The organism is Falsirhodobacter sp. 1013 (assembly GCF_051195255.1).
GTDB lineage: Bacteria > Pseudomonadota > Alphaproteobacteria > Rhodobacterales > Rhodobacteraceae > Falsirhodobacter.
Window position 1 is genome coordinate 1 of record NZ_JBNJLK010000029.1, and the last position, 11437, is coordinate 11437.

At 62.7% G+C, this 11437-nt stretch carries 9 protein-coding genes; 3 read left to right on the forward strand and 6 right to left on the reverse strand.

Going from position 1 to position 11437, the window contains the following annotated elements; genetic code table 11:
• Positions 1 to 70 precede the first annotated feature (70 nt).
• The 3 genes from ACSHZY_RS18375 to virD4 are packed head-to-tail and all read left to right on the forward strand — an operon-like array spanning position 71 to position 5306.
• Positions 71 to 547, forward strand: coding sequence for a DNA mobilization endonuclease VirD1/MobC family subunit (locus tag ACSHZY_RS18375; protein ID WP_435171620.1), 477 nt, complete (start codon positions 71 to 73; stop codon positions 545 to 547).
• Entirely contained in the window at positions 544 to 2958 is a 2415-nt protein-coding gene (locus ACSHZY_RS18380) for a relaxase/mobilization nuclease domain-containing protein (RefSeq protein WP_435171622.1), read from the forward strand. The genes ACSHZY_RS18375 and ACSHZY_RS18380 overlap by 4 nt, the downstream gene beginning before the upstream one ends.
• An 11-nt stretch (positions 2959 to 2969) precedes the next feature.
• Entirely contained in the window at positions 2970 to 5306 is a 2337-nt protein-coding gene (gene virD4, locus ACSHZY_RS18385; protein ID WP_435171624.1) for a type IV secretion system ATPase VirD4, read from the forward strand.
• A gap of 26 nt (positions 5307 to 5332) precedes the next feature.
• Here virD4 and virB11 read toward each other — a convergent pair whose 3' ends face one another.
• The 6 genes from virB11 to ACSHZY_RS18415 all read right to left on the reverse strand — a co-directional run.
• Positions 5333 to 6331 carry a P-type DNA transfer ATPase VirB11 gene (virB11, locus tag ACSHZY_RS18390; protein WP_435171626.1) on the reverse strand — a complete coding sequence of 333 codons (999 nt, stop codon included), beginning with the start codon at positions 6329 to 6331 and terminating at the stop codon, positions 5333 to 5335.
• Between the two features lie 14 nt (positions 6332 to 6345).
• Positions 6346 to 7704 (reverse strand): TrbI/VirB10 family protein, encoded by a 1359-nt coding sequence (locus ACSHZY_RS18395; protein WP_435171628.1) that lies wholly within the window; start codon positions 7702 to 7704, stop codon positions 6346 to 6348.
• Complete coding sequence (locus tag ACSHZY_RS18400) at positions 7701 to 8474, reverse strand: TrbG/VirB9 family P-type conjugative transfer protein (protein ID WP_435171630.1); 774 nt, start codon at positions 8472 to 8474, stop codon at positions 7701 to 7703. The genes ACSHZY_RS18395 and ACSHZY_RS18400 overlap by 4 nt, the downstream gene beginning before the upstream one ends.
• Before the next feature lies 1 nt (position 8475).
• Positions 8476 to 9177, reverse strand: a complete 702-nt coding sequence (locus ACSHZY_RS18405; RefSeq protein WP_435171632.1) for a virB8 family protein — start codon at positions 9175 to 9177, stop codon at positions 8476 to 8478.
• 71 nt (positions 9178 to 9248) lie between these two features.
• The gene (locus tag ACSHZY_RS18410) at positions 9249 to 10430 is read right to left on the reverse strand and encodes a type IV secretion system protein (protein WP_435171633.1); all 1182 of its coding nucleotides are present in this window, start codon (positions 10428 to 10430) and stop codon (positions 9249 to 9251) included.
• A 448-nt stretch (positions 10431 to 10878) separates the two neighbouring features.
• Positions 10879 to 11437 (reverse strand): type IV secretion system protein (locus ACSHZY_RS18415; protein ID WP_435171635.1); only part of this gene is annotated, 559 nt, incomplete at its 5' end.

The following is an 11437-nucleotide window of genomic DNA, read 5'->3' on the forward strand; positions in this document are numbered from 1 at the left end:
GGCAGGATATATGCAAAAGTAGAACCTTGTGCTATAAGTATCGAAACCCACCCCAGCAAGGCCCCCGCCCATGAGCGATGACCAAAAGCAAAAAGAGCCGTGGAAGAAGCGCCGCATGATCGGCGGTCAGTGGACAGACCCCGATGCCGTCACGTCCAAGGCGGTCGTGACCAAGACCATTTCCGTGAAGTTGACGGAGGCCGAGCTGGCGGAGTTCGACGCCCAGATCGACGCTTTGGGGATCAAGCGAAACCGCGCGCTGCGGATCATGGCCCGTCAGGTGAGTGGTTTTCTGGAAGAAGATGCGGGCGCCGTCGCCCATCTGGCCGACATTTCCCGTCAGCTTCGGGGCATCGCCGTCAACGTGAACCAGATCGCGAAGGCCGCGAACCGCACCACGGACCCGGATTTCATCGCCTTCATGGAAGAGCGGCAACGTCTTGGGAAGGAGCTGTCGCGGGTGCAGTCCTACCTTCAGGCCCTTTTCGACATCGACAAGCGACGGTCTGACGGGGCCGAGCGGTTGAAGAAAGCGGCTCAGACGTGAGCATTCACGTTCCCGATCTTCTGGCAAATGCCCGCAAAGCCCCGCGCCATTATTCGGCGCTGGATGCGGTCATGGGCGAGGATTGGGCCGAGGTGAAGTTGGGCCGTGGCGGTCGAATGCTGCAAATGCAGATCGCGCTCAAAGCCTCCCATGAAAAAGACGTTTCGCCCGGTGGTGCCGCGTATTCCTCGCAGCCTCTACCAGCTATCAATCCGCAATCCGTTGTGAAGATGGTGAAAGGTGGCGGTGCCTCCACCGCGCGGGGCTTGATGGCGCAAATGGATTACCTGAGTCGTCAGGACGATCTGCCTTTGCGCCGCTCCGAGGAATACATGGGCGTCGAGATTGACGCCGAGGAAGCCGCTGCCATGGCACGCGGCTGGCAAATGCCCACGGAAGGCGGCAAGGCCGACCGCACGTCGCATTTCGTGGTCAGCTTTCCGATCAACACCGACCCGACCGCCGCCGAAGCCTCGGGGCGGGCATGGGCGCAGGAAATGTTCGGCTCTGGCAAGTTCGGCGGCGACCGTTTCGACTATTACACGGCCTTCCACACCGACAAGGATCATCCGCATATCCATGTCATCGTGCATCGCCGGGGCTTGGACAACGGAACGTGGCTGGCCGTCTCAAAGCGCAGCGAGTTCAACTATCAGACCTTCCGCGACGTGCATGTGCGCGTGGCCGGAGAACACGGGATCGACCTTGAGGCGACCCCGCGCCTGACCCGTGGCGTTCATCAACGGGCCGTGCCCGATGCGGAGTATCGTCGGGCACAGGCCGAAGGACGCAAGCCGGTGGCTCCGTCCCACACCGAAGAAAGCGCGATCCGGGCGGCCGCCGCCCTGGTCCATCACGCGCGCCGGATGGAAGCGGACGCAACCGCTCTGCAAGCCACCGATCCGGATTTTTCCGCCTTGCTCCGCACCGCCTCCGAACGGTTGGCGCACGGCATGGAGATTACTCCCGACCATCACGACAAAACGACCCTGACCCAGAAGGATCTTTCCCCTATGGCAGAACGCCTTGAGCAGGCGCGCACGACGGTGCGTGATAACTTCACCTCTATGGATCAAACGGTAGCGGACATTCCCGCCGGTGCTGATCGTGTGCGTTTCGAGCGTCAGATTGCAGAGTTGAAGGCAGAGGCTGCCCCGTCGATGCCCGAGCGGGACGCTCTGCGTGCGTTCCTGCAACCGGCCCCCGATGGGCAGTATCGTGGAATGCGTGAGGACAATTACGACGCGCGTTATGCGGAAATCAAAGGGCAGGCGGATCGCCAGGTCGAGCTGCTTGCCGAACGCGCCGGACTGAACGGCATCGCCATGGTGGCCCGCTATTCCGACGAAGCCCCGTCGCGCGGGCTGGCGCAGCAGTATGCCGCCTCCGAGGCGCAGGAACGGGAAATGTCCCGCAGCCAACGTGGCGACGCCGAGGAAACCCCGTCGCAGCGCAATGCCGCCTTGGCGCAAGTCCATCAGGCGATCCAGCGCGTCTATCGCGAAGCCAACGAGCGGGCCTTGGGCGTGTCGGTCGATGCACCGAAGAATGAAGCGGCGGCATTGCGCGACCAATTCCGTGCCGTGGACTGGACGCTGCCCAATACGGATTCAAGCGGCACGTATCGCATCGACAGTCCCCAAGTGGCTGCAGCAGGAAAAGCCTTCGTCAAGTTTGCCGAGCGTTCCCCCGATAATGCGGCCGTCGCGTCGGCCGCATGGGACGAGGTGGCGGGCAATATCAAAGCGCCTTACGGAGCATATGTTGCGCCCGACAAGCGCAGCCTGTCCCCTGAACAGATCAAGGCCGTCTTTGACGCAGCGCCCCGCCAGCCGCAAGCCGACCGCGCGCCCGTGGGTGCCGATCGCTACGGCGAGGTGGACATGGCCTCGATCCGCACGCTGCGGGACACCTTCACCAAAACCGATTTCAACTACGGCTATTCCGACTCTCCGGATGTCCGCAACGAGGGTCAAAAGCAGGTGGAAAACGCCGGGGCCGCCTTCCGGTCGTTCGCCGCGAAGTCCCCCGCCTATGCCGCCGTGGCCTCTGCCGCATGGGATCAGGCGACCGATATTGTGCGCCCGCCCGAGGGTTACGTTCGCCCGAATGATCGGCAGATCCCCGTAGAGCGCACGAACGAACTGTTGCGTGAGGCGGCCCAACTGGACCGCGCCGACCGCATGGCGCAGGCTGAACGCGAGATTGCCGCCCGTCAGGCTCAACGTGCCATGGACAGCACGGAGGGTAGGACACAGGACGCGGCCCCGACACCGACGCCGCAGCCCCGTGCATTGACCGCCGACGAAAAGAAGCTGGCTGACCGCGCCGAACGCATGGCCGAGGCGGAACGCGACATTGCCGCGCGTCAGGCCAAGGGCAAGGACCGCGATAGCGGCCACGGGCTGTAAAAGGGCGGCGCATGGCACAGACAACCGAAATTGCAAAGCTCGCCGGTGGCGGGCTTATTCTTGGGGCCTTGTTGGGCGTCGTTGCCGCCAGCGGATACGTGACGTGGCAGACAGGCGGGGATCTCGCCAACATCGAGGTGCTGCGCGTTTTCGACTTCGCACCTTGGACGCGCGGCTATTTTGGCGAACCCTTCCGCATGGCCCTCTACATCGGCCTTGGCGTCATGGCCGCGCTCACGGTGCTTGTGCCAGCTATTGGCTTCAAGAAGCCGTTGAGCAGTCACGGCACGGCCCGTTGGTCCACGAAAGCCGACCTGAAGCGGGCCGAGCTTCTTGCCACCACCGCAAACATCCTAGGCCCGATCTACGGCAAGCTGGGCGGCCCGAGCAGCCGTGGCGAGTTTCTGTCCACGCGTCCCGGCACCGAGGAAATCCCTCACAGCATCATCACCGCGCCCACCGGCTCCGGCAAGGGCATCGGGATCGTGGTGCCCACGCTCCTGACCTACAAGGGCTCCGTGTTCTGTCTGGACGTGAAGGGCGAGAACTACGATCTGACCGCCCGTCGCCGCGAAGAACTGGGCGACCGCGTGTTCAAATTCGCCCCCTATGACGATTACGGCCAGACCCACCGCTACAACCCGCTCATGTATGTGGTCAGTGCCCGCGAACGTCGCCGCTTCACCGAGGCGCGACGGCTGGCCGCCAGTCTCATCATCGCCAAGGGCAACGGCGAAGGCTTCTTGGAAGGCGCGCGCGACGTGTTCGCCGCAGGGGCCATCCTTGCCATCCAGCGCGGCACGCCGACTATCGCCGCCGTCTACGATGCTTTCTATGCCACGCCGGGGGAGGCGGCGGACGTGTTCCGCCGTCTGGCGGCCGAGGTGGACAGCGACGAAGCAAAGACGATCTTCAATCGCATGGCAGGCATGGAAAGCCGTATTTTGAGTTCCTACCTGTCCGTCCTGTCGGACGGCGGCCTTGGCCTTTGGGCCGATCCGGCCGTGCGGGAGGCTACGGAGGTCTCTGACTTCGGCATCCACGATCTTCGCCGCGATCCAGCTTCGATCTTCATCATCGTCTCACCTAACGACCTTGTGCCGCTGGCGCCGCTGATCCGCCTGATGTTCCAGCAGACCATCGCCATGCTGCAAGCCTCGATGCCGCAGAAGGACGAGAAGTTTCCCGTCCTGTTGCTCCTGGACGAGTTCGTGTCCCTGGGCCGCATGGACGTGCTGGCAACCGCCATCACGACCCTGCGCGGGTTCGGCGGCCGCGTCATGCTGGTGGTGCAGAGCATCGCCAGCTTGCGTGATCTCTACGGCAAGGAAGGCGCGTCGGGCTTCCTTGCCAACTGCCGCCTGCAACTGTTCATGGCCCCGGCCGACGAGGACACGCCCGAATATATCTCTCGGGCCATTGGTGATTTCACCCGCAAGTCCCGCAGCAAATCGTGGCGCACGAACGAAATGGGAAGCAACTGGCAGGAGCGGGAAGAAGGCGCACGGCTTTTGCGTGCCGAACAGGTGCGGATGCTGCCCAAGAACAAGATCGTGGTTCTGGTGCAGGGAATGCCGCCGATCATCGCGGATCGGGTGGAATACTACCGTGACCGCTATCTGAAGAAGATCTACCAGAGCCAGACCGGCCCGCATCCGCAGCCGCTTTCGCTCTACAATGATCCGCCGCCGGCTTTGGAGGAAACAACGGTTGCGCTGGATGATCCGCCGCCCGCACCGCCAGCGCCTGCCTCTTTGCCGCTCTACCCGCAGGACAGCCAGACCGCACCCGCCCCGGAGCCGGCACCCGCAGCGTTCGTTCAGGAGTCACCTGCGGAAGCTGTGCCGGCTGCGCCGGAAGAACCCAAGGCCACGCCGATTGCCAACACGACACCGGCCGAGCGGGAGGCAGAGACAACCCCCGTCTTATCTTCTGAAAAACAGGGCGAGGAACACCATCCGTCCTCGCAAACGCCTGAGTCGAATGCAGGCATGGAAACAGTCAAGCCAGTCAACGACCCCAACCGTCCGACAACAAGCCCACCAGATGCCGTGGATGAAGAACCTGTCCTGAACCGGCTGCACGCTATTGAGAAGCGCCAAGGTTCTTTGTTGGAGGATCTTACTGCGTGGAGAGACAAGGCAAATAGTCTTGCACAGGCAAACCGCAATCGGGAAAGCACGTCTGACATGCGAGCGGACGAGATGCAAAACGCGCCAGAGGTTCGGCCTGTCGAGCAAGACACACCGGCCGCCTCTATCATCGGCAAGTCGAATGCAGGTGATCTAAGGAAAAGGCTGAATCTTTTAGGCGCGGAAAATAGTAAGCGCACCGAGCCCAAAATCTGAAGAACGCCCCCTTACGGGGGCGTTCTTCATTTCGCCAGTGCGGGCATGTAGACCTGAAGGACGCCACGGTTTCCGCCGCGGCGGCCGACCTGCACAATCAAGTCGATCGTCTGTTGCGCGTAGTCCAGCACGTCTTGCCGTGTCTGGTTCAATCCCGCCCGCATGACCATCATCGCCAGCCGTTCCAGCGCGAGAACCGGACTGTCGGCATGGATCGTGCTGATGGACCCTGGATGGCCCGTGTTGATGGCTTCCAGAAAGTTCAGGGCTTCGACACCACGGATTTCCCCGAGGATCAACCGATCCGGCCGCATCCGCAGCGCGGATTCAAGCAAAAGGGCGGGAGAGCGTTCCGATCCGGCCCGCCGTTCCGCTACCAGCGCCACCGCGTTCGGGTGCGGCAAGTGTAGTTCTGGCGCATCTTCGATTGTCACCATGCGTTCGCCGTGATCGCTGATCGCCAGAAGCGCCCGCGCCAGCGTCGTCTTGCCCGAGGACGTGCCGCCCGACACCAGAATGTTCAGCTTGTCGCGGATCGCGGCGCGGAACAGGTTTTGCAGATCACCCGCCGCCGCCATGTTCATCAGGGTCTTGAGCCGGTCGAGGCGCAGCGCGTCCACATCGACCTGCGCTCCATCAAGGAATCCTATTTCGTCAAGATCGAGGACGCGGCTGACGTATTTCCGGATCGAGACGGACACGCCTTTCTCGATGGCCGGCGGCACGATGATCTGCACCCGCATGGTATGGCCGAACAGCACGACACGCCCCGACACGATGGGGTGCTTCGCGCCGAGTTGGTTGCGGGTTTCCCCCGCAAGATGCCCGCCGAGCGGCTTGATCCGGTTTTCGGGCAGGATGCCCTCCCACCGGATCATGTGTTCGGTTCCCGAGCGTTCGACCCAGATCCCGCCGTCGGGATTGATGACGATCTCGTTCACGTCGTCCGAGGTCAGAAGCTCGCGCAGGGGCTGAAGCCCCTGCTCTGCATGACTGGCCGGAACGACCACGGGTGTGTTGTCCATGTCGGCTTTCATCATCAGAACACCAGATCGCGGTTCACGAACACGGTCATTGTCGTGCCCTGGTCGATGTAGATGACGGGCGGCAAGGACAGGTAATCGTTCATCACGCTTTGCGTCGTGTTTTCCAGATCCTCGCCCACGTCCTCCGCAAGCTCCTGCGTGTTCGCGCCGGCACTGTCGTCCACCACCACTTGCGGCGTGATCGCCAGCATCGAGATCAGGAAGGCCGACCCGAAGCGTTCGCCAAAGCGCGTATCCACGAATCCGGTCTGGCCCGACATGCCCAACTGATCCGCGCCGTAGCCGCCGAGTTCCACGCTGCGCCCGTCCGGCGTGATGGCACGGTTCCATGCAAGCTGCGCCCGGTTCGAGGCAATGGACACGTCCGAATTGTAGCTGCCGATCAGGCGGGTGCCGCGCGGCAACAACACGTTCGAGCCGTCATAGGAATACACGTCGTTGGTGATCGCGGCGCGGATCACGCCCGGAAGCTCCGTGCTGATCGCGGTTTCCAAGACGGCTTCCAGCGTCGTGCCCTGCACGATGGTCCGGTCTGGCGCGGCAATCTGCGTGGCCCGCACCGTGTCGTAGCTGGCCGTCGAGGCCGAGGCCATGAACTGCTCATTCGTGGACAGCTTGCGTTCACCGGCCCCGCTGGCACCGCCCCCCGTCACCTGACCCGAACTGTCCAGCACCAGAAGATCGGACGACACCTGCGCCTCGTTGATCGCGTTGAGGCGGGCGCGTTCTTCTTCGAGACGCTGACGGGCGTCGGCTTCGCCGTCCATCCCTTGCGTGGCAATCGCGTCCTGAAGCTGGCGCTGATAGGCTTCCTCCGCCAGCTGGCGTTCGCGCTCGAACTGTTCACGCAGATCATCGGCCTGCTGTTGCAGAAGGTCGCGGGTGATTTCGCCACGTCCTTCTTCCATGGCCTTCAGCCGCGTTTCCAGCTCCGCCAGCCGCCGCCGTTCGGCGTCGGCCAACGCGCTGTTGCCAGTCGGCGCGGCTGTTTCGCCCTCGGGCAGTGCCGTATCCGGCACGTCCGTTTCGAGATTTGTTTTCCGCTCCGTGATTTCCGTGGACAGGCCGGTATCGCCTGAACTGGTCGATTGCATGTCCTGCGCCTCGGAGGTGCGCCCACCGCCGAAGAGGCTTGCCATCTGCTGAGGCGCGATCAGCATCAGGGCCAGAATGAGGATGATGATGCCGACGAGACCGCCGACGAGGATCTTGACCATGTTGCCGGGACTGCCCCCGTCGAACTCGGAACTGCGCGCCGCCACGCGAGCGTCGCGGTCGTTTTCCGGATCTGGGCGCAGGCGCGGCCGATCCTCGTATTCAGCATCGTGGGGGACGTTGTCCTGATCGGTCATTGGATCACCCCCTGATGGCTGTTAGCCGGTTGCGCCTGACGGCCGCCCCGGACGGATTTCACGACCTCGCCGCTGGCGATGCACAATTCCTCATCCCCGATCCGCAGCGTCCAGCGGTCGGACGTGCGGTTGACCACGAACCCTTCATCGGTCTGCTGCACGTTCACGATGGCTTCCTGACCGTCCGCATTGGCTGCGAAGATGCCGGGACGCGGCGCGTTCGGCGCGAACCGGAAGGTGGTTTTCACACCGTCATCGTAGACTTGAATGGGACGGATGCTGGTCGATTTGCCTGCAACGAAGTAGTTGTAATCCTTCGGACGTGCCGCCACTGCCGCCTGTTGCTGGCGGGCGCGGGCCACCTCATTCGGATAGTTGAAGCTGATCCGGTAGCTGGGGCTGTGCGACCCCGCCTGCGCGGTTTTCGCGTTCAGCTCGAACGTGTAGACGCGACGATCGGTGTAGACCGTCATGTTGGTATAGGCCCCCTGAACAAGTGGCTTCACCGACAACACGTCACCCCGGTTCAGGCGCACGATCTGCCACGACGCGCTGTCGCCCACCTGCACGGACTCGATGTTTTCGCCCGAGGCAAACTGGATCGAGGTGATGAAGCGCATGTAGACGTCGAGGCGATACACGTCATGTTCGCTGTAATTGTAGTAGCGGATGCGGGGATCGGCCGAGTAGGGACGCGGAGCGGTTTCCGCGAAAGCGGCGCCCATGCTGGCGACAAGCGCCGCAGCGGCAAGCGTGGCAAGCCGGTTCATATCAGTTCCCCCTCACGTTCAGGGTTTCCGCATCGACGCGGTAGTTGGTGACGGTGAAGCCGAGCGGATTGGCCCAGACCTGTTGCAGCGAGGTTTCCGTGCGCGGGCGGAACTGGAAGGTGATCGTTGCCACGAAATCCCGCGTGGTCGGCGTCTGGCCTGTGCGTTCATAAGTGCGGGTGAACCGCACCTGTGCCGTGTCGTCGTCCAGAAGCGAGATCGACCGGACGGACACGGTGATGAGCATCCCCGAGCCGTAGAGGTTCGGCGGATACTGGTCATTGCCCGAGTTCCACAGCGCCCGCAGCGAGGCAGCGGCCTGCCCGTCCGAGGTCGCATTCACCTGCGGGATGCGCTGGCTGTTGTCGGACACGTCATAGGTTTCGCGATCGGTGACATAGCGCACCAGCTCCGCCTCTCGCACCGCTTCCTGATCCGACAGGCTTGTGGGCCGTGTTGCCACGACCTGTTCGCTTTCCCCCGTGGTGCGGTCCACCATGACCACGTAGGGGCGCATTTCCTTGAGCGGCATGACCATCGCCAGCGCGATCACCGCAACAAGGCCAATGCCCATGCCCGCCACCCCGAAGGCCGCTCCGATATTCCGCTGACGGCGCAGGGTGAAGAACACCTCATCTTCGAACGCCGTCGCGACGGACGAAGCGGCGGGGGCGGGCGCGGAAGCGGTCTTTCTCTTGAACATTAGGCAGAGTCCTCAAGTGGCGCGGAATCGATCCGCGCAGGAATGTCATTCAGGTGGATAAGTCGGGCGGCTTAGGAGCCGGGCTTTTTGGTCTTGCGATCCAGCATTTGGGAGGCGCGGTCCACATGCGAGGCGCTTTCCACGCCCCGCTGCTGCTGGCGGAAGCGTTTGTTCTCGCGGTGCTGCTCCATACGCGCGGCCCAATCGGCCTCGCGCCGTTCCCCAAAGCTGGATTTGTGGCCCCGTTCGGCATTGCGGATGCCGGTCAGCTCGACGTTGCGCTTGCCCGCATCCTTCATGCTTTGGCGTTCTTCCATGGCCGCCGCGATCCGGCTTTGGCCCGCAGCGGGAGAGGCCGCGGCTTGCGCCATCGCCATCGCCCCGGCCGCATAGGGCGCAGCCACCGCCGCCGCCATCTTGGCCGCGCCGCCCGCCGTGTCCTGCATGGACTTCATGCCGGTCGCTGTCGCGGTGATCGTGCCGGACAGACTGTTCACCAGCGTCGGAACCTGTGCCATGAGCCAGATGCCCGCCGCCGAGACAATCAGGAAGCCCGCAGCTTCGGAAAGTTCGGTCGCGCCATCTGCTTCGGCGATGAGGTTCGTGCCGATACCCACGATTGCACCCATCACACCCGCCGTCACGAGCGGGATCATCGCAAATCCGAGCGTGAACTTGACCCAGGACTCGAACAGGTTGCTGGTAGCCTTGAACAGAAGGCAGGGCACGAAAATCGGAGCCAGAGCAACGGCCATGGCAAGGCCGACCTTCGCGAGAGACATGACGATGATAGCCACCACGGCCAGTAGTGCCCCGAGAACCCAGATCAGCACCGAGGTCAGCGAGATCGAGAACATGCTGCTTTCTTCGGCGGCACGATCCGAGAAGTCGAACAGGCCGGTGATCATCTCATCCAATGCACCATTCAAATCGGAAGCGTCCGAAACGTTCAGGAAAGCCACCCCCAAGTTTCCGGGCACATTGGTGACAATATCGTAGATGGGCTGGAATTGCTGCCACGAGGTCGCGATCATCGTCACGACGACGAACCGCACACCCCATTTTATATAGTCGGTGAAGCGGATGGGCACCAACTGCATGACGGAGTTGGCGGCCATGAAGGCCAGAGCCACCACTCCCATGAGTTGGCAGGTCGTGGCGATGGCACCGCCAAAATCCGCAAACACGGACTCAGTATAGCCAAGAATGGCTTCGTCTATGCTTCCCAACGTGTCTGCGATGTAGGTTGCCATCGTCCAGATCCTTACTTGATCACGCCAAGGCTACGGCAGTGGGCGAACGCCTCGCGGATACCGTCGCTTTCGCCCTGAAGTTCTTGTATGAGCGGGCGGAGAGCTTCGCGGCTGGCATTCTGCATGTCGGAGGGGATCATTGCCTGAATGGCATCCCAATCACGCCGCCCTTAAAGGCAGCTAATATTCGCGGACCGTCCAGCGGCAGCAGCATCGCATTCCTGGCGAATATAAGCGGCATCCCAACGGGCACGATATTCCTGCAAAACCTTCGTCATCGTGGGGTTGCTCGAGAGACTGCGCGCAGTGGCGGAGTCTATAGCGGCAGGTCCTCCGGGCTTGCATACCCAAGATGGGAGACCCTGAGCCTGTGCAGCACCACCTGCTATATCCAGCGCCATCACCATTGCCAAAACGGCCAGCATGGCGGTTCCCGTGCGTTTCATCGTCATTGTCCTTCGTTCGTGCCCTGCAGGAAGTTGCGCTGCGAGGCGCGGTCTCTCGCAGCGGTCAGGGCATCGGTGCCCATCGCATTCGCGATGCTGGCCTGGACGCGCAGGTTTTCGTTCAGCAGCACCGCGACTTCGGCCAGCATCCGCGAGTTGAAGTCCACGCTGGCCTTCATGTCCGCGTTGCTGTCGATCCGGTCGATCAGCGTGTTCACCCGCCCCATGGCCGCGTTCGACCGTGTGTAGGTGTCCTCGGCCGTTGCCATCGCGACCATACCTGCACCGGCCTGCGTGGCGATCGCACGGTCCTGCGGAAGATCCGAGCCTAGGAATTGATCGAGGTTCGGAAGAGCGAAGGTTTCCTTCAGTTCGTCAATCTTGTCGGTCAGCACCGAAGCGTTGCCGCCGATGGGGGAACCGCCGATCGCGCCGCCCATGATCGAGGACAGGCTTTCGGCCGCTTCCCGGGTTTCCTTGTCTGTGACGCTGTTGAGAATGTCACTGATACCGCGCTCGCCCGTCATGGCGGCAAGCTGCTGAAGCTGGTTTTCATAATCC